The organism is Oribacterium sp. P6A1 (genome assembly GCF_000702885.1).
Taxonomy (GTDB): Bacteria; Bacillota; Clostridia; order Lachnospirales; family Lachnospiraceae; genus Oribacterium.
Genome location: NZ_JNKO01000008.1, coordinates 88,576 through 111,729, shown reverse-complemented (window position 1 = coordinate 111,729; position 23,154 = coordinate 88,576). Strand labels below are relative to the sequence as shown.

Here is a 23,154-nt window from a genome sequence, read left to right as displayed (position 1 = left end):
TATAGGAGGGAATATGAAACTGAAGAAAATCTTATCTTTTGGTCTTGCAGTAACATGTGCAGCTTCACTTGCGGCTTGCGGAAGCTCTTCCGGAGCAGCTGCCGGCGGCGGATCATCCAGTTCCGGTGGAAACGTGATCAAGATCGGTGTTTTCGAGCCGACTACCGGAGAGAACGGCGGCGGCGGATATCAGGAGGTTCTCGGTATCCGTTATGCAAATGAAACTCACAAGACAGTGAAGATCGGAGATACAGAGTACACTATCGAGCTGGTTGAGGTAGATAACAAGTCCGATAAGACAGAGGCTGTAAATGCTGCCAATAAGCTCATGGGAGAAAAGGTTTCAGTGGTTCTCGGTTCCTATGGTTCAGGTGTTTCCATAGCAGCCGGACAGATCTTTGCAGATGCAAAGGTACCTGCTATAGGATGTTCCTGCACAAACCCTCAGGTAACACAGGGAAATGAGTACTACTTCAGAGTATGTTTCCTTGATCCGTTCCAGGGTACGGTTATGGCAAACTACGCTATGCAGAACGGTTACAAGAGTGCTGCCATTCTTACACAGCTCGGTGATGACTATTCATCAGGCCTTGGTTCATACTTCAAGACAGCTTTTGAGGAGCTTGGGGGCACAGTAGTTGACGAAGAGCAGTTCCAGACAAATCAGACAGATTTCAAGGCTGTTCTTACAAATATCAAGGCTGCAAATCCTGATGTGATCTTTGCTCCTTCATCTATCACAACTGCTCCTCTTATCATCAAGCAGGCCAGAGAGCTCGGAATCGAGGCTCTTATTTCTGCAGGTGATACCTGGGAGAACTCAACCATCATTGAAAATGCAGGTAACGATGCAGAGGGTATCGTTCTTTCAACCTTCTTTGATGAGGCTGAGCCTGCCAATGCTGAAGCAGAGTCATTTATCAAGGGCTTCAAGGAGTATTTAAAGAAGAACGACCAGTCAGATATCATTCCTGCAGTTTCCGCTCTTGGCTATGATGCATACCTCGCAGCTTACAATGCTATCGAGAAGGCACAGTCAACAGACGGTGAGGCTATCAAGGAAGCACTTAAGGGAGTTTCCTATGACGGTGTAACAGGAGCAGTTTCATTTAACGGTGAAGGTGATGCCAATAAGGATATGGCATTCATCAAGACAGTTAAGGATGGTGCATTCCAGTTCCTTACAACAACAACTATCAGCGGCTGATTTTTAAAAAATTATGAAATCGAGTAGAGGGAATCTCCTCTACTCGATTCCATGTTTAGGATATTCTATTTTTAAGGGGAAAAGTCTTATGTCTCTTACAACGTTCCTGCAGCAGTGTCTGACAGGTATTTCACTCGGTGGTGCTTACGCACTTATCGCCATCGGATACACCATGGTGTATGGTATTCTCCGACTGATCAATTTCGCACATGGTGATATCTTCATGATGGCAGGATACTTCATGATCTTTGCTATGGCATCACTTCCATGGTTCATTGCATTACCTGTAGTGCTGATCGTTACTACTGCTCTCGGTGTGGGTATTGAGCGAGTTGCCTACAAGCCCTTAAGATCCGCACCAAGGATGTCTGTCATGATTTCTGCAATCGGTGTTTCATACCTGCTTCAGAATCTTGCCACATATCTTTTTACAGCACTTCCTATGGGCTATCCTGAGATACCCGGCCTTAAGAAGGTATATCAGTTGGGCGGTCTTTCTGCATCTTTTGTTACATTCCTTACACCTGTCCTTACACTGATTCTTGTGTATCTTCTTATTACACTGATACAGCACACCAAGATGGGTATGGCCATGAGAGCGGTATCCAAGGACTATGAGACGGCTTCTCTTATGGGTATAGACATTAACCGTACCATTTCCATAACATTTGCCATAGGTTCCATACTTGCTGCAGTAGGTTCCATCCTTTACTTTACAGACCGTATGACGGTTTTCCCGTTTTCAGGTTCACTTCCGGGAATGAAGTGCTTCGTTGCGGCGGTTTTCGGAGGAATCGGATCCATTCCGGGTGCAGTAGTAGGAGGTTTCCTCATCGGAATAGGTGAAACAGCACTTGTTGCAGCGGGTCACTCTACTTTTTCTGATGCTTTTACCTTTGTAATCCTGATTGTAATTCTTCTCGTTCGTCCTACCGGACTTTTTGGTGAGAAGACCACAAACAAGGTCTAAGGAGGAAAGGGATGAGTGCGAATAGAATGATTAATACAGAAAAAAGAAGGAACTGCATATGTACCCTTATACTGATAGCGCTGGTGCTTGGTGTATGCGGTTATCTTGAGGCAAATAAATACAGTTACAGCTATGCGATATCCATTATTGAAAGATCCATGGTTTATGCGGTGGTTGCGGTTTCCATGAACCTGGTAAATGGTTTCACGGGACTGTTCTCGCTGGGACAGGCGGGCTTTATGGCATTGGGGGCTTATGTTACGGCTATATTTACCATTCCGGTAAATCAGAGAGCTTCCGTATATTATATTTCGGGAATTAATCCTGTTATTGCCAATGTTCAGCTCCCTATCATACTGGCGCTGATACTCGGAGGCCTTGTGGCCGCAGGAGTTGCTGCGCTCATCGGATTCCCGGTTCTCAGACTCAAGTCGGACTATCTTGCCATCGCCACACTTGGATTTGCGGAGATCATCCGTGCGTGTATCGCTGCGCCTCAGTTTGATACCATTACAAACGGATCCTATGGTCTTAAGTCAATTCCGGGATTTACCAATATTTTCCAGCCGTTGGCACTGTCGGCAGTCTGTATCGGACTTATGGTGCTTATTATCAATTCATCATACGGCCGTATGTTCAAGGCGGTACGTGAGGATGAAATTGCTGCAGAGGCCATGGGAATCAACCTGTTCAAGACCAAGGAGCTTTCCTTTGTGATCTCTTCATTCTTTGCAGGAGTCAGCGGCGGAATGCTGGCAATGTTCATGAGATCAATTGACAGTAAAACCTTCCAGGTTGCTCTTACCTATGACATCCTACTTATCGTTGTTATCGGAGGTATAGGTTCAGTGACGGGTTCCGTTATCGGAGCATTTATCGTTACAGCAGGAAGAGAGATACTCAGATTCTTTGATGAGCCGCTTTTTATCGGAAGCTTTGAAGTACCTCTGTTCAGACCGGGATTCCGTATGGTTATTTTCTCCATACTTCTCATGATCGTGGTTCTTTTCTACAGAAAGGGACTTATGGGTACAAATGAATTCAGCTGGAACGGAATATTTGCATTTTTCAAAAATCCGGGCAAAAAGAAAAGTAAAAAGATGGAGGGCAAGGCATAATGAGTGAAAACAGACAGAATGTCCTCAGCATGCAGAATGTTGTTATGCAGTTTGGCGGAGTAAGAGCCATAGATGAGCTTTCACTTGATGTAAACAAGGGAGAGATCGTAGCACTTATCGGTCCTAACGGTGCAGGAAAGACAACAGCATTTAACTGTATCACAGGTATTTATACTCCGACCTCCGGTGAGGTTTCTTTCAACGGAAAGAACTTAAAGGGCAATTCGCCGGATGAGATAACAAAACTTGGTATCGCCAGAACTTTCCAGAACATCAGACTTTTTTCGAATCTTACTGTTTTTGATAATGTTTTGATAGCAAAGCATCTTAGGGCAAAGGATAATATCTTCACCGCAACACTGAGACTTAACCGTGCAGAAGAAAAGCGTATGAGAGAGGAAACAGCACAGCTTCTCAAGGAACAGGGATTATATGAGCTTAAGGACGAGATTGCCTCATCACTTCCCTATGGTCTTCAGAGACATCTTGAGATAGCGAGAGCCCTTGCAACACAGCCGGAGCTCCTTCTTCTTGATGAGCCTGCAGCGGGCATGAACCCACAGGAAACGCAGGAACTTACAGATTTTATCGTAAAGATCCGTGATCAGTACAAGCTCAGTATCTTCATGATAGAGCATCATATGGATCTGGTAATGCAGATTTCAGAGCGTATCTACGTTCTTAACTTTGGTAAGCTGATAGCACAGGGTACACCTCTGGAGATACAAAGCAATCCTGAAGTTATAGAAGCATATCTGGGAGGTTCTGAAGATGCTTAAAGTTGACAATCTTAAAATCCACTATGGCGGAATCGAAGCTGTTAAGGGAATCAGCTTTGAGGTTCCGGATCACTCCATAGTTACACTTATAGGTGCAAACGGTGCCGGAAAGTCTTCGACACTTCGTACCATAGCCGGACTTGTAAAGGCAAGTGACGGAACTATAAGTCTTGACGGCGAAGACATTACCAATATGCCGTCTGCAAAGAGAGTGGGAAAGGGCATCGTTCTCTGTCCTGAGGGAAGAAGAGTTTTCCCCGATATGACTGTTCTTGAGAACATCAAGATCGGTGCATATCTCAGAAACGACGATCTCACTGAAGATATAGAAAATGTTTACAATCTGTTCCCGAGACTTAAAGAGCGCAACTGGCAGCTTGCCGGTACACTTTCCGGCGGAGAGCAGCAGATGCTGGCTGTGGCAAGATCCCTTATGTCCAATCCTGAGATCATGATGCTGGATGAGCCATCCCTCGGTCTTGCTCCTATCGTTGTGCAGGAGATTTTCTCCATCATAAAGAAGATCAACAAGGAGAGAGGAACAACCATCCTTCTTATTGAACAGAATGCGAATATGGCACTGAAGGTTGCGGACAAGGCTTACGTCATGGAAACAGGACGTATAACTCTTTCCGGCACCGGTGCAGAGCTTCTTGCAAATGATGATATCAAGTCTGCATATCTTGGCAAGAAAAAGTGAAAAATATAAAATGACATGAATACGGCAGGGGTAGATGACCAGTACCCCTGCCATGCTTTTACTTCAGCGCTTTGCTTTGCTAAAATATGGATAAATCTTGTTTGAACAAAAAATCATATTATGTAAATTATTTATATTGTGCTGGAAAGCTAATTTTGATATTATATTGAAAATTTGAAATAAAAAGGAAAGCCTATGAAATTTACTAAGATGCAGGGTTGCGGAAACGACTATGTATATGTAAATTGCTTTTCGGAGAAGGTCGGGGATCCCTCATCCCTTGCGGTGAAGATTGCTGACAGGCACTTCGGTGTCGGCGGCGACGGACTTATCCTCATCGAGCCATCCGATAAGGCAGATGCATACATGCATATGTTCAATCTGGACGGATCCGAAGGCAATATGTGCGGAAACGGCATACGTTGTGTAGCTAAATACATATATGATCACGGCATTATCGGAAGTGACCGTGATGAAGCAGTCATCGATACCAAATCGGGACTTAAGAAAATTAAGCTTTATACAGACAATGGAAAAATGACCCACGCAACGGTTGATATGGGAATTGCGAAATTAACTTCAGAGCTTCCCGAAGATATCACTGTTCATGGGATGCATTTACATTTCATCGGCATTGATGTCGGTAATCCTCATGCAGTTTATTTCCTGTCTGATAATCCTGAGCTTAATGTTTCTTTAGTCTCTGATTTGGATTTTCTTTTATATGGACATGATTTTGAGACTCATGAACGTTTTCCCGAGAAGGTAAATTCAGAGTTTATCAGGATCATTTCTCCTACTGAGATTGACTTCAGGGTGTGGGAGAGAGGCTCTGGAGAAACCCTTGCCTGCGGAACCGGAGCAACAGCATCTGTTGCGGCGGGATGCATGGCAGGAAAGCTTAAAGCTGACACAGAAGTAACGGTTCACCTTATCGGTGGAGATTTGAAAATTAAATATGAATCTGCCACAGGCCGCTGCTTCATGACAGGACCTGCGGTGGAGGTCTTCAGCGGAGATTTCCCGGTATAGTTTGAGTGACAAAAGCGATATTCAGGTGCCTGGTACTAATCAAGGTGATTTATAAGATTTCCTAAAAGAGGTTTTTAAATCACCGGCAGCATTCGTACCGGAAGGAATGGCGTGGATGTCATAGTTGCAGCTTTTAATATCATTTTTTTCTGTGATATTAAGATATACGTCATGCTGCTTCTGCTATTATCGCGAGTGACCTTACGGTAGTAGCTTATGGGGCTTTGATAAAAGACAAAAAATGGAGATGCATTTATACATCTCTATTTTTTTGAGAGTACCGGAACATTTCGTTTCACGTACAGTACGTATCAATCCGGCATGGCAATAAGTTTTTACAAAATGAAGGAGAAACAATGGACGCATTTCTGATTCTGGAAGATGGAACTGTTTTCAAAGGAACATCAATCGGCGCTGAGAAAGAGGTCATTTCCGAAGTAGTATTCAATACTTCCATGACCGGTTATCTTGAGGTCTTGACCGACCCTTCTTATGCCGGACAGGCAACTGTCATGACTTACCCGTTAATCGGTAATTATGGTATATGTTACGACGATATGGAGTCGGAACGCCCATGGCTGGACGCATTTATAGTTCGTGAGCTTTCACGTATGCCGTCCAATTTCAGATCTGAGAACACAATCCAGAATTTTTTAAAGAAAAATGATATACCGGGTATCGCCGGAATCGATACAAGAGCCCTTACAAAGATCCTTCGTGACAAGGGAACCATGAACGGTATGGTTACTACCAGACGTTATAACGGTGAAGCTCTTAAGGATGTCCTTTCAAAGATAAAGGAATACTCTGTCACAGGCGTTGTGGCAAAGACAACCACAAAGGGAGTTTTTGTTGCAAAGGCTCAGAATCCTGACGGAACACGTTACACCGGAAATAAGGATCCTAAGAGAGTTGCATTCCTGGATGTTGGTGCAAAGAGAAACATTATCAGATCTCTTCAGAGACAGGGCTGTGATGTGACCGTTTACCCTGCGGATACGGAAGCCTCGACTATCCTCAGTCAGAATCCCGACGGAATCATGATCTCAAACGGTCCCGGAGATCCAAAGGAGAACGTTTCCATCATCAGGGAGATTAAGAAACTCTATGATTCAGAGGTCCCTATTTTTGCGATCTGTCTCGGACACCAGCTCATGGCTCTTGCAACAGGCGCCGATACTTTCAAGCTTAAGTACGGCCACCGCGGAGGCAACCATCCTGTAAAGGATCTCGGGAACGGAAGAGTTTACATCACATCCCAGAACCACGGTTATGCGGTTGATCCGAAGTCACTGGATCCCAAGGTATGTGAGGAGGCCTTTGTCAATGTAAATGACGGAACAAATGAAGGTCTTAAATATATAGGAAAGAATATCGTAACTGTACAGTATCATCCGGAGGCCTGCCCCGGTCCGAGAGACAGTGCATACCTGTTTGAGCGTTTTATGAAGATGATGGAGGGCTGAAAAGATGAGAGACACAAGCATTAAAAAAGTATTGATGATCGGTTCCGGACCTATAGTTATCGGTCAGGCTGCAGAGTTCGACTATGCGGGAACCCAGGCCTGCCGTTCACTTAAGGAAGAGGGAGTTGAGGTAGTTCTCCTCAACTCAAACCCGGCCACAATCATGACAGATAAGGACATCGCGGATCACGTTTATATCGAGCCCCTTACCATAGATGTTCTGGAAAGACTTATAGAGAAGGAAAAGCCGGATTCCATCCTTCCTACTCTCGGAGGTCAGGCGGGACTTAACCTTGCCATGGCCCTTGACGAGTCAGGATTCCTCAAGTCGCACAATGTAAGACTCATCGGAACCACAGCCCTCACCATCAAGAAGGCAGAGGACCGTCTCATGTTTAAGGAGACCATGGAAAAGATCCATGAGCCTGTGGCTCCTTCAGAGGTGGTAAATTCTGTTGAAGACGGTTTAAGAGTGGCAGAGGAGATCGGTTATCCTGTAGTACTGCGTCCTGCCTACACCCTCGGAGGTTCAGGCGGCGGAATCGCAGAAAACCGTGAGCAGTGTACAGAGATCCTTGAGAACGGTCTCAGACTTTCACGAGTTCATGAGGTTCTGGTAGAGAAGTGTATCGCCGGTTGGAAGGAAGTCGAGTATGAGGTAATCCGAGATTCAGCGGGTAATGTTATCACCGTATGTAATATGGAAAACATCGATCCTGTAGGTGTCCATACAGGTGACTCAATCGTAGTTGCACCTTCCCAGACTCTCGGAGACAAGGAATATCAGATGCTCCGTACCTCGGCTCTCAATATCATAACAGAGCTCGGTATCACCGGAGGATGTAACGTACAGTACGCACTTCATCCTGAAAGCATGGAGTACTGTGTAATCGAGGTAAATCCACGTGTGTCCCGTTCTTCGGCCCTGGCTTCAAAGGCAACAGGATACCCTATCGCAAAGGTGGCAGCTAAGATCGCTCTCGGATACACACTTGATGAGATCAAGAATGCGGTAACAGGAAAGACCTATGCATCCTTCGAGCCTATGCTTGACTATGTGGTAGTAAAGATGCCACGCCTTCCGTTTGATAAGTTCATAACCGCAGAGCACACTCTGGGAACACAGATGAAGGCTACCGGAGAGGTTATGGCCATAGCCAACAACTTCGAGGGAGGTCTCATGAAGGCCATCCGTTCCCTTGAGCAGCATGTGGACTCGCTCATGTCCTATGACTTCTCAGACCTTGACGATCATGATCTTCACAAGCTTCTTCACAGAGTGGATGACCGCCGTATCTGGGTAATCGCTGAGGCATTAAGAAGAGGCTACAGCTATGAGGAGATCCACAACATCACAAAGATCGATGAGTGGTTCATAGATAAGATAAAGATTCTTGTAGACATGGAGAACCGTTTAAAGGGTGAGTCCATGAACGAGACTCTGCTTCGTGAGGCAAAGAGAATAGAGTTCCCTGACAATGTCATCGCCCGTCTCACAGGCTATGAGGAGTCAGAGATTGCAGAAATGCGTGATAAGTGGGATATCAAGGCTGCTTTCAAGATGGTTGATACCTGCGCGGCTGAGTTTGAGGCGGAGACACCTTATTACTACAGTGTATTCGGCTCTGAGAATGAATCTACAGGAGCTTTCCGTGATCCGGAAAAGAAGAAAAAGGTGCTGGTACTTGGTTCCGGACCTATCCGTATCGGTCAGGGTATCGAGTTCGACTTCTGTTCCGTACACTGTACATGGCAGTTCAAAAAAGAAGGTTATGAGACTATAATTATTAATAACAACCCGGAGACTGTTTCCACAGACTTCGATATCGCAGACAAGCTTTATTTCGAGCCTCTTACACCGGAGGATGTAAAGAATGTTGTTGATGTGGAGAAGCCGGACGGAGCGGTGGTTCAGTTCGGAGGACAGACAGCCATCAAGCTTGCGGATGCACTTGAGAAGATGGGAGTTCCTATCCTCGGAACACAGCAGGATGACGTGGATGCTGCAGAAGACCGTGAGAGATTTGATGCCATTCTTCAGGAAACAGGCTGCCAGCGTGCCGCAGGTCAGACAGTATTTACCGAAGAGGAAGCAAAGAAGGCTGCAGCAGAGCTTGGTTATCCGGTGCTTGTACGTCCGTCATACGTACTTGGCGGAGCCGGCATGCGTATCGCTATCAGCGACGAGGATATAGACGAGTACATCGGAGAGATCAACCAGATCGCCCAGGAGCATCCTATACTTGTTGATAAGTACATCAGGGGAACAGAGCTGGAGGTAGATGCGATCTGTGACGGACATGACATTCTCATTCCGGGAATCATGGAGCATATTGAGCGTACAGGTATCCACTCCGGAGACTCCATATCTATCTATCCGCAGCGTTCGTTGAGTGCCGCTGCAAAGCAGAGAGTCATCGATTATACAGAGCGTCTTGCAAAGGCACTTCATGTAATAGGTATGGTAAATGTTCAGTTCATAGCTGACGGAGATGATGTGTATATCATCGAGGTAAACCCCCGTTCTTCAAGAACAGTGCCATATATCAGCAAGGTGACAGGTATACCTATCGTGCCTCTTGCAACACAGATAATCTGCGGACATACCATAAGAGAGCTTGGTTATGAGCCGGGGCTTCAGAAGGAAGCTGATTACTATGCCATCAAGATGCCTGTATTCTCCTTTGAAAAGATCAAGGGAGCAGACATCAGCCTGGGACCTGAGATGAAGTCCACAGGTGAGTGTCTCGGTATCGCCAAGTCCTTTAATGAGGCTCTTTACAAGGCATTCCAGGGAGCCGGAATACAGCTTCCCAAGTACAAGAATATGGTAATCACAGTTAAGGATGAGGACAAGGCTGAGATAGTTCCGATTGCAAAGCGTTTTGAGGATCTTGGATATCGTATCTTTGCAACTCATGGTACCTTCAAGGCTCTTTCCGATGGCGGTGTAAAGTGCTATCAGGTTCGCAAGGTAGAGCAGGAGTCTCCTAACATTCTGGATCTTGTTCTCGGACACGAGCTTGACATAGTTATAGATATTCCTAAGGAAGGTGCAGAGGCAGGCAAGGATGGCTTCGTTATCAGAAGAAATGCGGTAGAGACAGGTGTCAATGTTCTTACCGCCATTGATACTGCAAAGGCTCTTGCTACTTCACTTGAAAATAAATCATCAGAGCTTCATCTTATCGATATCGCTCAGTTGGATTAAAAGGAGGACAAACATGAGTAAGAAGCGTATGGTTATCGCCCTGGGTCACAAGGATCTGGGCTTTACACTTCCTGAGTTAAAGGCTGCAACAGAGAAAACAGCGGTTATGATCGCCGACTTTGTTGAAAACGGATATCAGGTGGCATTGGTTTTCTCAAATGCACCTCAGGTAGGTATGATACATACCGCAATGAAGAATCTCTCTGATGAGTTTCCTGAGCAGTACGTGACTACACCTCTTAGTGTCTGCTCTGCCATGAGCCAGGGTATGATAGGATATGATCTTCAGAATTCGGTAAGAGCCGAGCTCGTTAAGAGAGGAATATACAAGTCTGCTTCTACAGTGCTTACACAGGTGCTTGTTGATCCTTATGATGAGAGCTTCTACAATCCTATCAAAAAAGTCGGAAAGATCATGACTGCTGAGGAGGCAAAGAGAGAAGAGGACAATGGAAATCATGTTGTTATGATCTCCGATGGAAAGTTCCAGCGTATTGTTCCGGCTCCTGTACCTAAGTCCATAGTTGAGATAGACGCCATAAAGGCTCTGCTTGATGCGGATCAGGTTGTCATAGCCTGCGGAGGCGGTGGAATTCCCGTGCTTAGACAGGGCAACAATCTTAAAGGTGCTGCAGCAGTTATTGAGAAGGACAGAACGGCAGCTCTTCTTGCAAAGGAGATAGATGCGGATGTTCTTCTTATCACAACGGCAGTGGATCAGGTTTCTCTTAATTTCGGACAGCCTGATGAGAAGCCTCTCGGCAAGATGTCCATAGAAGAGGCAAAGCAGTATATAAAGGACGGTCATTTTGAGTTCAAGTCCATGCAGCCAAAGGTAGAGGCAGGAATCGAATTCGTAGAGGCAGGAAACGGAAGACGCGCCATCATTACTTCAATGGAGCTTGCAGAGAAGGCGGTAGCCGGACTTGCAGGTACCACCATCGCCTGACAGTCTATGCAGACTCTTTCCGGATTATCGTAAGAGGAGTTCTTCAAACTATATATCTACTTGAATAAAAAGCTATGTGGGGTTAAAATTTCCACGTAGCTTTTTATTTTTTATGGTTTGTGATTGTTGGAAAATTAAGACTTCATCACAAAAATATGTATATGAGAAAGCAGTTTTCCCTTCCCGAATATCCATGAGAATGAGATGAACTGCTTTTATTTTGAGGAAATATCATGAAATTAGTTAGTTTTGCAATCCCATGCTACAATTCTGCGGCATATATGGGGAAGTGTATTGAGTCCATACTTGTGGGAGGAGATGAAGTTGAGATCATAGTTGTGGACGATGGTTCTCAGAAGGACAACACCTTTGAAATAGCCAGGGAATATGAAGCTAAGTATCCTGGAATCGTGAAGGCTGTTCATCAGGAGAATGGCGGACATGGAGAGGCCGTAAATACGGGCCTTAAAAATGCCACAGGGCTTTATTTCAAAGTTGTAGACTCTGATGACTGGCTTGATGAGGAGGCGCTTCCTAAAGTCCTTTCACAGCTGCGTTCTCTGGTCATGGAGGGAAATTCGGTTGATATGTTCGTCTGCAACTTCATCTATGATAAGGTGGGACAGGCACATAAGAAGGTGATGAAATATACCACAGCCCTTCCTCAGGATAAGGTATTTTCATGGAAGGATGTTAAGCATTTCCATATCGGACAGTACATACTGATGCATTCTGTCATCTATCGTACACAGATGCTCAGAGACTGTAAGCTGGAGCTTCCCAAGCATACATTTTATGTGGACAATATCTTCGTATATCAGCCTCTGCCATCCGTTAAGTCCATGTACTACATGAACATCAACCTTTATCATTACTTTATCGGACGCGATGACCAGTCTGTCAATGAGACGGTCATGATAGGGCGTATAGACCAGCAGCTTAAGGTCAACCGCATCATGCTTGAATGCTGTGATATCAACAAGCTGAGCTCAAGAAAGCTTCGTAAGTACATGTTCAGCTATCTTCAGATCATTACGACCATTTCTTCTGTTCTTGCCATAAAGTCAGGTCTTCCTGAAAACATGGAAAAGAAAAAGGAACTTTGGAATCATATAAGAGAGACAAATTTCTCTGTATGGCTTCGTATGAGAGCATCTTTCCTTGGACAGGGCATGAACTTCAATACAAAGGCCGGAAACAAGCTCACTATCATGTGCTATAAGCTTGCCCAGAAGTTCTACGGATTCAACTGATTTATATTCCCCGCTTTACGGCGGGGGATTACTTTTGCTATATGGCTGTGAAATGCAAGTATCTTTTCGCAAGAATATATATTTGACAGCCCGGTTCATCGAATAGGGGTTTCTGGCCTGTTCGATGGCTTAAAACCCACGTAATATCGCGGTTTTTGGCGTCTGAATCAAAATAATCAAAAAAGTTTAAAATGTTTATTGACAAAGATGAATCCATTTAGTAATATATACGAGTCGCCAAGAGACAGAGCTAAAAAACAAAAAGCACTGAAACGAAAGCGATAGACGGGGTCTTAGCTCAGCTGGGAGAGCATCTGCCTTACAAGCAGGGGGTCACAGGTTCGAGCCCTGTAGGCCCCACGTCTTCGGTCTGGACTGCGCTTTATGCGCGGCCTGGGTCGAGAAAATCAAATATGGCGAGATAGCTCAGTTGGCTAGAGCACGCGGTTCATACCCGCGGTGTCGAGGGTTCAAGTCCCCCTCTCGCTATTAAAGGGCTCTTGAGAACGTTGAATATTCAACGTTCTCTTTTTTTGAAAACATAACCCGGGCGGCACAAAAGGATGATCTTTAACGGTTCGGCTGAGAAAAAGCATATACGGATCCGGGAGGGAGATAAGAATCCTGAGAGAGGAAGGTGAGCGAGGACCGAAAAAATAAAAATCAAAAAGCTATTGACTAAGTGCGACAAAATGAGTATATTATACAGGTCGCTGAGAGCGAATGAACTGAATATGCAGAGGTATCGAAGTGGTCATAACGAGGCGGTCTTGAAAACCGTTTGTCCGCAAGGGCACGTGGGTTCGAACCCCACCCTCTGCGCGAGTAAGGGCTTGTGTTTTAAACACAAGCTTTTTTTGTTATTTATTATGAAAATACTGCCGATAGAACATTAGAAACTATGATTAGGTAAAGAGTTCAGACTTTATCAGTGGGCTTTAGAGATAGGGAATGGAATTCCTTTACGATGCAGCATGAGATGCGAAGATTTTATGTGCATAAAAAATCTACTATGGAGTTGTTATCGGTATGCGGGCTGAAAATATAGTATCACAAAGAGAATACTCAAAATCGTATATGTTTGATGCTATCAAGGCAATTCCGGGCGGTCTCCTTATCCATAAGGCGGATTGGAGTAAAGAAGAGATACTCTTTGCCAATGATATCCTGATAGATGAATTTGATTGTGAAAGTAAGGAAGAGTTTCTGGAATATACCGGAGGCACTTTTAAGGGTGTGATACATCCTGAAGACTATGAATCGGTAAAAAAGAGTATACGTAAACATATTTCCAATACCGGAGACGAGTATTCCCAGATAGAATTTAGAATCATAACAAAAAAAGGAACTACAAAGCAGGTTGAGGCTTTCGGACGATATTATCTTAGTCCGGCTGAAGGACCTCTTTTCAATGTGTTCCTTTCTTTTCCTGTGCCCATAACAGAAAAACCGGAATCAGAACAAAGCTACATTTTATCGAATATAGACAGGGCTATATCCGAAGGGTGGATCGAGCCTTACTATCAGCCGATAATCAGAACATTTTCGGGAAAACTCTGCAGCGTTGAAGCTTTGGCCAGGTGGGATGATCCTGAGCTTGGAATGATATCTCCGGGAAAGTTTATCCCTGTACTGGAAGAGAATGGACTTTCCTACAAGCTGGATATGTATATTGCCCAAAGAGTTATCTCCATGCTTCAGCAGCGAACAAGACAGAATTTAACTTCGGTTCAGGTATCTATAAATATATCCCGTTCTGATTTTGAATATTGCGATCCCGTAGGGTTCATAGCCGCGGCCTGTGATGCTCATGGCGTGAGACGAAGTCTCATAGCTATTGAGATAACTGAAACAGCGGTTATTTCCGACAGTCAGGTGATGAAGGATGCCATAAACCGTTTTCATAAGGCCGGCTTTGAAGTTCTGATGGATGATTTCGGAAGCGGATATTCTTCTCTGAACATTCTGAAGGATTTTGATTTTGATGAAATAAAGATCGACATGGGATTCCTCAGAAACTTTGATGAAAAATCTAAGACTATCGTTACTATGGCGGTAAGGATGGCTAAAAGCCTGGGGATTCATACATTGGCAGAAGGTGTTGAGACCAGGGAGCACGTGGAGTTTCTTAAGGAGATAGGCTGTGAACGAATTCAGGGTTACTTCTACGGAAAGCCGCTTTCTCTTGCGGATTCCATAGAACATCTCAGTGCCAATGGAATTATTGGCGAATCAAGAGAAGAGTATACACTGTATCAGAAGATAGGGCTTATTGATGTGGTTACGGATAATCCCCTTGCTCTGTTCTTTTATGATGGAAACAGATTTGACATGATATTCAGGAACGTAAGTTACCTTGATGAACTTCCGAAAGAGGGCGACGATGAGTATCTGGATAAATATATAGATGACATCATGAATTCTGAGCAGAGTACCTACAGCCCCAGATTCAGAAGTCTGGCAGATAAGGCTGTACTTAGCGAAAAAGGAGAGTTTATGACTTTTCTGTTTCGCGGAAGATATCTGCATTTTTCGTTCAAGCTGGTGGCCAAGTCCAGAAACGGAGTTGTACTTTCAGCGGTGCTGGATGGAAAGATATATAACAGGATAAGAGCCACTGAAGCAACTGATAATATCATCCGGAATCTTAGTTCCGTATACGAATGCATTTATGTGCTTGACCTGAAAAACAAACTGAGATTGGTTGTGGTAAGTAATGTGGAATGTGAGTCGGAAGGTGATGTAATAAGCGGAGATGATATTTTCTGTAATGTGCCCATTCAGAGCAGACTGTATGATAAAGAGGAAGAAAAATGGAATGAATTTGCGAATAAGGATTACATCATTGACAGGATAAAAAAATCCGGACGAGGATTCTTTTCTGATTATTTCCTTATGAAGCGGAATAACGGAAACTATTTATGGATGGAGCTTATGTTTCTGTTTGACAATAAGACCGACGAGGATAAGCTTGTTTTCTGCATAAAGCCTGCGGCTATTGAAAATCTGGATTCCGAAGGTAAGAAGACTTTTGTGAAACGGGTTCTTGAGTACGGGTATCTTGAACTTGATGAAATAGAAACTATGGAATCATTCATCTGGAAATCCATTTTGGATGAAAGTAATCTGAAGATGTTCTGGAAGGATACCAACAGGAGATTTCTGGGTGCTACAAGAGCATTCTACAATTATTATGGTTACAAGAGCGGAGAAGAGATTCTGGGAAAGACTGATGAGGAAATCGGATGGCATCTGAATGATGCTCCTTTTGAATCAGATGAGATCCGGATTCTTACAAAGGGAGAATCAATTCTAAATGCCACCACAATAAATGTGGTGGATGGAGTGACACATCATATTATTGCTTCTAAGATCCCCGTATATAAGGATAATCAAATCATAGGACTTGTGGGTTATATGGTTGACGCTGATTATGACGTAATAGCCGACGGCCCTAACAGAGACAATCGGTATCTTGACCCGGTTACCGGTCTTATGAATGTACAGGGACTGATGACTGCGTTGTCTGAGCTTGATAACAATTACAGAACAAATGGTGAGAACTATATCTATATAGCTCTGAATATCGAAGGCTACAGTGATGTGCTGGTGGATTATGGCGGAGAAGTAGCCATGAAACTGCTGAAGAAGATGGCTGACGTAATAAAGAACAGTTTCAGCAGCACGGCCGTTATTTCAAGAAATGAGGGAGCTCATTTCGGAATATGTGAAAGAGGACGTCCCATAGATGTGGTATTCGGCTGTATAAGTGAGTGCATGGCGGAGGTTAATGATATAAATGAGGCGGACGGAAGAGAATGCCGCCTGGTGGCAAGATTTGGCGCAGCAAGCGGTTCGGAGGCAACAAATTTTCAGAGTATTATAGAACTTGCAAATAATCGTATACGAAAGGCCCGTCGTTTCGTTGGAACCGGAGTTGTTCTAATGGATGAGACTATTCCTGACCCATACACCGACATACCGCTTCCGGGAGTCATGGTGAGACCGCGCCTGGATAAGACTGATAATAAACCTATGGATATGGTATTTATTTTCGTCAACAATGCTTACTGTGAGATGACCGGAAAGTCCCGTAATGAGCTTTTGGGACATGGTTACCTTGAGACGTTCCCCCAGACTGATAAGAGCTGGATAGACATGACATATAAGGCTTGTAAGGGTGAATATGTAAAGGCGACTCTTTATGACGGCGCCACACACCACTGGCTCAAATTTACCGCTTCACCGACAGAGGAACCGAATGCATGCTTTGTTATCTGTGATGTGGTAGACGAAGAGATGCGGGGACAAAAGGAATAGTAAGATGATAATTATCCGTAAAAAACTATTAAAAAAGGGAAAATAAACGGAAAGAGGAGGCTGTGTTATGACAAATAGTTATCAAACCGGTTTATCATTTTTGTATACAGATTAAGGACAATGATGAGTGATCAAAGCTTCGATGATATTTAATAAAATTTAACTATTCAATATCGGTCAATATGTAAACCGAAAATATCATTGAGAAAGCGCTTTACATTGAATATTAGTGCCCGATTATGAACGATATTGATATTTAAAGGTGGAAAATATTTTTGCAATGTGGAATTTCGAAGAAGAGTTATGGCCGGAATAAGGTATTGGAAGGATTGAAAATGTAAAGGCTGTGAATGTATGGTATATCAAAAAGGCATTTAATTAATTTTATAGTTGCATTAACAAATATAAATGCTATAATCTACGATGTTTTTGGGGAAAAACAATATAATGCTTTAAGGAGAGTAGAGAATAATGACAAGATTAGTGTACAAAGGGTCAAGCTTTGCAAACGGACTCACAAACGGAAAGATGTATGAGGTAGAGGATGTAAACCAGTTCTGCGTATCTGTTATCGATGACAGCGGAATGCAGCACTTTTATTCAAAGGTTAATCCTTGTCAGTTTGGAAGCGTAGGTATGAAGGGGGCCTGGTCCGAGGTTTCTAAATAAATCGAAATGTAAAGTAATAAAAGAAGCTTTTCATTGGTTTCAATTAATTGAAGTCGATGAAAAGCTTCTTTTTCGCTATACAGAAAAGAACATTAATTTGATATTCAGCCTGACGCAGCACTGTATTTTAGATGTCTTCAAATATACAGGAGCCGAATGCCGGAAGGGTTCCGATGTCGGGTTTAGACACTTGCGTCATATAAGCTGTTTTTAAAGGGATATAATTTTACATACGGGGCCGGCAGATTTAAGTGAAAATTAATAAAGTACAACTTATGTTTTTGTTATGATGAAAATGATAAATATTTCCCGGATTACCTAAAAAGGAGGGCGTGTTATGGACGATGCGAGAGCTGTTCTTGGATGGATTTCACCGGATGGTACTTTTACTCCTTATGAGTGGGGTGAACACACAGAAGGAGCCGTTGAGATAATCAGCAAAAACGGATGGTACCATGAGTTCTGCGAGAGGTACTGCGCAAATGAGCGTGACTTTTTGTGCGATAAGGGGTATTGTTTATTGCATAATCCCGGGAAGAATAATATATCTGCTACGCATATCCGCCCATTGACATCCAGGCAGAGAGATTTTCTTTACGGTTATTTTATAGACCTGGGAGATCACAAAAAAGCAAATCAGATGCTGCTGAGCGAATTCTGATTGTAGAAATAAGGAAGTTAAACATTAACATAATATGAACTATCTAATTAATGCTGTGAAACATTTTAAAACCATAAACAGGCATAAATGGGAGGTTTTGAAGAATTGTTTCAGAGTGGGACTTTACAGACAGGGAATCATGCATGACCTTTCAAAGTATTCCTGGGTGGAGTTTAAGACGGGAATCAAGTATTACCAGGGCAATAAAAGTCCCAATACCGAGGAACGTCTGAAGACGGGAGTATCCGCCGCCTGGCTCCATCACAAAGGACGTAATAAACACCATTTTGAATACTGGTGTGACTATGATCTGGAGAAAAAGGGAATCATGGTTGGCTGCAGGATGCCCTACAGATATGTGGCCGAGATGTTTTGTGACAGGGTAGCGGCTGCAAAAGTATATAAAGGGAAAGACTATCATGACGGTGTTGCATGGGAGTACTTTGAGCCTACAAAGGATACCTTGCTTTTGGAGCCGGAAACAAAAAAAGAAATTACAAAGCTTCTTCTGATGCTGAAAACAGAAGGGGAGGAGAAGGCCTTTTCGTATCTCAGGGAAGAAGTGAAAAGAAGGAGAAAAGAACGCGATCATTTCTGACCGCGTTCTTTTTTTGAAAAAGAAAAAACCGGATTGCAGAAGCAATCCGGTTAAATAATGCGTGCGACAGGATTCGAACCCACGACCTTCTGGTCCGTAGCCAGACGCTCTATCCAGCTGAGCTACGCACGCATCTTTTTGTTTTGTGCCGCTCTCTTCAAGCGACTCAGTTATATTAGCGAATACCAAAACGAATGTCAACAATATTTTGAAATTTTTTTTATTTTTTTTGATTGGCAAGATCATATAGTGTGTATTTGTTTACCACATTATAAATAGCATCATCAATCTCCTTATATAAAGAAAAAGAAGGACAGCTTGCCGACTTGTGGCACACGGAATTGCCGCTTACACATTCAACCGGAGCAAGACTGCCCTCAGCTGCATTAAGAATATCCCCGACTTTTATTTCTTCTGTCGGACGGGTGAAAAGATAACCTCCTTTGGCGCCGCGTACGGATTTCAGAAACCCGCCCTTGACCATCAAGGAAATGATCTGCTCCAGATACTTGAGGGATATGCCCTGCCGCTCTGATATTTCCTTAATACATACGGGATTTACTCCGTCATAGTGCTGTGCAATGTCTATAAGCGTCGAAAGGGCATAACGTCCTTTTGTTGAAATCATCATAAAAAACAACCTCCTAAAAAAGCGTAGAGATATCGGTAATCCTACCATATCACTAGAGTTTATACAATATTAATACGACTACAGTTTTGCTGACAATACATAATTAATAAATACTATTGTTTTTAAAGAGAAACATATATTATTAAGCCTTTATGTGTATTGACAGATTATTGTCAAGATAATATACTTCCAATGCTTCCATAAATTGTATACACGCTTCGCATCTTTGTTGCGCGTGCAACAGAATTAATGGAGGCAATGGTTTATTATCAGAGCATCAGAAGTAAGACAAAACAGTGAAGATACTGCATGTGCCGGGATTCTGATGTTATACAGATAAGACAATGGTTTTATTGGAGGAAAAGAAATGAGAGAGGAATGGAGAGGCTTTAATGCCGGACATTGGACAAGCGACGTAAATGTACGTTCATTCATTCAGAATAACTACACACCATACGATGGTGACGCCAGCTTCCTGCAGGGACCTACAGATGCTACAAAGGAGCTCTGGGATGAGGTTCAGGGATTACAGAAGGAAGAAAGAGCTAAGGGCGGAGTTCTTGATATGGAGACCAAGATCGTTTCCGGTATCACAGCTTACGACGCAGCTTATATAACAGCCGATTCTAAGGATAAGGAAAAGGTTGTTGGTCTTCAGACTGATAAGCCTCTTAAGAGAGCATTCATGCCTTATGGCGGAATCAAGATGGCAGAGCAGGCTTGTACAACTTACGGCTACACACCTGATCCACTTCTTCACAAGATCTTCACAGAGTATCACAAGACACACAACCAGGGTGTATTTGATGCTTACACACCGGAGATGAAGAAGGTTCGTCACGCTCATATTCTTACAGGTCTTCCTGATACATATGGCCGTGGACGTATCGTAGGCGATTACAGAAGAATCGCTCTTTACGGTATCGATTTCCTCATTGAAGAGAAGAAGAAGGATTTCGACAACTGCGGCGACGGAACAATGACAGATGACATCGTACGTAAGAGAGAAGAGATCGCAGATCAGATGAGAGCTCTCCGTCAGATGAAGGAGATGGCTGCATCTTACGGCTTCGATATTTCAGCTCCTGCAAAGAATGCAAGAGAGGCTGTTCAGTGGCTCTACTTCGGATACCTTTCCGCTATCAAGACACAGAACGGTGCTGCTATGTCAGTAGGCCGTGTTTCTACATTCCTTGATATCTATATCAACAGAGATATCGCTGAGGGTACTCTTACTGAGGCTGAGGCTCAGGAGCTTATCGATCACTTCGTAATGAAGCTTCGTATGGTTAAGTTCGCAAGAATCCCTTCATACAACCAGCTCTTCTCAGGAGACCCTGTATGGGCTACACTTGAGGTTGCAGGTATGGGTCAGGACGGACGTTCAATGGTTACAAAGAACGACTACCGTTTCCTCCACACTCTTGAGAACATGGGACCTGCACCGGAGCCAAACCTTACAGTTCTTTACACAAAGAGACTTCCTGAGAACTTCAAGAAGTACGCTGCAAAGATCTCTGTAACAACATCATCAATCCAGTATGAGAACGATGATGTTATGAGACCTGTATGGGGCGATGATTACTCAATCTGCTGCTGCGTATCCGCAACACAGACAGGTAAGGAGATGCAGTTCTTCGGTGCCCGTGCAAACCTTGCAAAGTGCCTTCTTTACGCTATCAACGGCGGTGTTGATGAGAAGTTAAAGGAGCAGATCGGACCTGAGTACAAGCCTATCACATCAGAGTATCTTGATTATGATGAGGTTTGCCATAAGTACGATCAGATGATGGACTGGCTTGCAGGCGTTTATGTAAACGTACTTAACCTTATCCAGTACATGCACGACAAGTATTTCTATGAGGCTGCCGAGATGGCTCTTATCGATACAGATGTACGCCGTACATTCGCTACAGGTATCGCAGGTTTCTCACACGTAGTTGATTCACTTTCCGCTATCAAGTATGCGAAGGTTAAGACTGTTCGTGATGAGGACGGTCTCGTAGTTGATTATCAGGTTGAGGGTGATTTCCCTAAGTATGGTAATGATGATGACCGTGCTGATGAGATCGCTGTTGAGCTTCTCAAGACATTCCTTAACAAGATCAAGAAGCATCATACATACAGAGATTCAGAGCCTACAACATCTATCCTTACAATTACTTCAAACGTAGTATACGGTAAGGCTACAGGTGCTATGCCTGACGGACGTCCTGCAGGCGCTCCTCTTTCACCGGGAGCAAACCCAAGCTACGGTGCCGAGACTTCAGGTCTTCTTGCATCTCTTAACTCAGTGGCTAAGCTTCCATACGAGTATGCACTTGACGGTATTTCAAATACTCAGACAATCAATCCTGCAGCTCTTGGACACACAGAGGATGAGCAGTCAACAACTCTTGTAAGAGTTATGGATGGTTATTTCTCAAAGGGTGCACACCACGTAAACGTTAACGTTTTCGGTGTTGAGAAGCTTAAGGATGCTATGGAGCACCCTGAGAAGCCTGAGTATGCTAACTTCACTATCCGTGTATCAGGATATGCAGTTAAGTTCATTGATCTTACAAGAGAGCAGCAGCTTGATGTAATTTCAAGAACTGAGCATAAGGCACTCTGATTTAAAACCGGATTAAATGATACATATTCTTTCCAGTGCGTGACCAAAATCTTTGTATCATTTTCTGAGCCTTGATAATAAGCCGCCGCTTTCGTAAGAGAGTGACGGCTTATTTTGACTATATGCAGGAAGCTGACTAAATAGCTTTCCGGCAGGCCGTTTCTATTAAACGGATAATACAAAGGAGGAAAAAATTATGGCTGAAGCAATCAAAGGTGCAATCCACAGCATTGAAACATTCGGATCCGTTGACGGACCGGGAGTAAGATATATCGTATTCCTTAAAGGCTGCAATATGCGCTGCCGTTACTGCCATAATCCTGATACATGGGATTTTCACAGTGAGGATATGCGTACTGCGGATGAAATTTTGCAGAATGCAGTAAGATATCGTGAATACTGGGGAGAAGAGGGCGGAATCACAGTGAGCGGAGGAGATCCTCTCATTCAGATAGATTTTGTTATCGACCTTTTTGAAAAGGCAAAAGCAATGGGGATCAGCACATGTCTTGATACTTCTGCCCAGCCTTTTACAAGAGAGGAACCCTTCTTCAGTAAGTTCAACCGTCTGATAAAGGTCACTGACACTGTGTTGTTTGACATTAAGGAAATTGATGACGAAAAGCATAAAAAATTAACCGGTCAGACAAATAAAAATATTCTTGACTGCTGTTCCTATTTAAGCGAGCAGGGAGTTGATATGTGGATACGTCATGTTCTTGTACCGGGACTTACGGATTCTGATGAGGAACTCATAGAAACCAAAAAGTTCATTGATACCCTTAAAACTGTTAAGAAGGTGGAGATACTTCCCTATCACAGTCTCGGTATTTATAAATACGAGAAGATGGGCATTAAATACACTTTAAGCGATGTACCTGCACCAAGCCGTGAACTGGTAGAACACGCGGAAAAGCTTCTCGGAATAAGATGATCCACAGAGACTGACAGATTATGGAAGGCCTCCAGCCTGTTT

The 23,154-nt window shown here is 43.6% G+C and carries 17 protein-coding genes and 4 tRNA genes; 19 read left to right on the top strand and 2 right to left on the bottom strand.

Annotated elements, in window-relative coordinates; genetic code table 11:
- The first annotated feature begins 13 nt into the window (after positions 1-13).
- From T515_RS07790 to T515_RS07710, 17 genes are all read left to right on the top strand, one after another.
- Positions 14-1,207, top strand: a complete 1,194-nt coding sequence (locus tag T515_RS07790; protein WP_036609513.1) for an ABC transporter substrate-binding protein — start codon at positions 14-16, stop codon at positions 1,205-1,207.
- A gap of 88 nt (positions 1,208-1,295) precedes the next feature.
- Entirely contained in the window at positions 1,296-2,177 is an 882-nt protein-coding gene (locus T515_RS07785; RefSeq protein ID WP_036609511.1) for a branched-chain amino acid ABC transporter permease, read from the top strand.
- 11 nt (positions 2,178-2,188) lie between these two features.
- Positions 2,189-3,295: a branched-chain amino acid ABC transporter permease gene (locus T515_RS07780; RefSeq protein ID WP_330372647.1), complete on the top strand. Its 1,107-nt coding sequence runs from the start codon at positions 2,189-2,191 to the stop codon at positions 3,293-3,295.
- The gene (locus T515_RS07775; protein ID WP_036609509.1) at positions 3,295-4,074 is read left to right on the top strand and encodes an ABC transporter ATP-binding protein; all 780 of its coding nucleotides are present in this window, start codon (positions 3,295-3,297) and stop codon (positions 4,072-4,074) included. The genes T515_RS07780 and T515_RS07775 overlap by 1 nt, the downstream gene beginning before the upstream one ends.
- Positions 4,067-4,774: an ABC transporter ATP-binding protein gene (locus T515_RS07770; RefSeq protein WP_036609507.1), complete on the top strand. Its 708-nt coding sequence runs from the start codon at positions 4,067-4,069 to the stop codon at positions 4,772-4,774. Before T515_RS07775 ends, T515_RS07770 begins: the two co-directional genes overlap by 8 nt.
- A gap of 195 nt (positions 4,775-4,969) precedes the next feature.
- The gene (dapF, locus tag T515_RS07765; protein ID WP_036609505.1) at positions 4,970-5,806 is read left to right on the top strand and encodes a diaminopimelate epimerase; all 837 of its coding nucleotides are present in this window, start codon (positions 4,970-4,972) and stop codon (positions 5,804-5,806) included.
- A gap of 356 nt (positions 5,807-6,162) precedes the next feature.
- Positions 6,163-7,272, top strand: coding sequence for a carbamoyl phosphate synthase small subunit (locus T515_RS07760; protein ID WP_036609503.1), 1,110 nt, complete (start codon positions 6,163-6,165; stop codon positions 7,270-7,272).
- Positions 7,273-7,276: 4 nt separating this feature from the next.
- A complete protein-coding gene (gene carB, locus T515_RS07755; RefSeq protein ID WP_036609501.1) occupies positions 7,277-10,483 on the top strand; it encodes a carbamoyl-phosphate synthase large subunit in 3,207 nt (1,068 codons plus the stop codon).
- A gap of 13 nt (positions 10,484-10,496) precedes the next feature.
- Complete coding sequence (arcC, locus tag T515_RS07750) at positions 10,497-11,432, top strand: carbamate kinase (protein ID WP_036609499.1); 936 nt, start codon at positions 10,497-10,499, stop codon at positions 11,430-11,432.
- A gap of 233 nt (positions 11,433-11,665) precedes the next feature.
- Entirely contained in the window at positions 11,666-12,685 is a 1,020-nt protein-coding gene (locus tag T515_RS07745) for a glycosyltransferase family 2 protein (RefSeq protein WP_036609497.1), read from the top strand.
- Positions 12,686-12,972: 287 nt separating this feature from the next.
- A tRNA-Val gene (locus tag T515_RS07740) sits at positions 12,973-13,045 on the top strand.
- Between the two features lie 55 nt (positions 13,046-13,100).
- Positions 13,101-13,174: transfer RNA gene (locus tag T515_RS07735), tRNA-Met, on the top strand.
- 247 nt (positions 13,175-13,421) lie between these two features.
- A tRNA-Ser gene (locus tag T515_RS07730) sits at positions 13,422-13,507 on the top strand.
- Positions 13,508-13,714: 207 nt separating this feature from the next.
- Positions 13,715-17,005 (top strand): EAL domain-containing protein, encoded by a 3,291-nt coding sequence (locus tag T515_RS16565; protein WP_081832724.1) that lies wholly within the window; start codon positions 13,715-13,717, stop codon positions 17,003-17,005.
- A 471-nt stretch (positions 17,006-17,476) separates the two neighbouring features.
- Positions 17,477-17,674 (top strand): hypothetical protein, encoded by a 198-nt coding sequence (locus T515_RS07720; protein WP_036609495.1) that lies wholly within the window; start codon positions 17,477-17,479, stop codon positions 17,672-17,674.
- A gap of 337 nt (positions 17,675-18,011) precedes the next feature.
- A complete protein-coding gene (locus T515_RS07715) occupies positions 18,012-18,335 on the top strand; it encodes a hypothetical protein (RefSeq protein WP_036609493.1) in 324 nt (107 codons plus the stop codon).
- A gap of 34 nt (positions 18,336-18,369) precedes the next feature.
- Positions 18,370-18,933 carry a DUF5662 family protein gene (locus T515_RS07710; protein ID WP_036609491.1) on the top strand — a complete coding sequence of 188 codons (564 nt, stop codon included), beginning with the start codon at positions 18,370-18,372 and terminating at the stop codon, positions 18,931-18,933.
- 58 nt (positions 18,934-18,991) lie between these two features.
- On the opposite strand, the gene T515_RS07705 is transcribed toward T515_RS07710, so the two are convergent.
- Positions 18,992-19,065: transfer RNA gene (locus T515_RS07705), tRNA-Arg, on the bottom strand.
- Between the two features lie 88 nt (positions 19,066-19,153).
- Positions 19,154-19,564: an RrF2 family transcriptional regulator gene (locus T515_RS07700; RefSeq protein WP_036609489.1), complete on the bottom strand. Its 411-nt coding sequence runs from the start codon at positions 19,562-19,564 to the stop codon at positions 19,154-19,156.
- A 367-nt stretch (positions 19,565-19,931) separates the two neighbouring features.
- On the opposite strand from T515_RS07700, the gene pflB reads away from it, so the two are divergent.
- Both pflB and pflA read left to right on the top strand, forming a co-directional pair.
- A complete protein-coding gene (gene pflB, locus T515_RS07695) occupies positions 19,932-22,178 on the top strand; it encodes a formate C-acetyltransferase (RefSeq protein WP_036609487.1) in 2,247 nt (748 codons plus the stop codon).
- A gap of 196 nt (positions 22,179-22,374) precedes the next feature.
- Positions 22,375-23,112 (top strand): pyruvate formate-lyase-activating protein, encoded by a 738-nt coding sequence (pflA, locus tag T515_RS07690; RefSeq protein ID WP_036609484.1) that lies wholly within the window; start codon positions 22,375-22,377, stop codon positions 23,110-23,112.
- Positions 23,113-23,154: the final 42 nt, after the last annotated feature.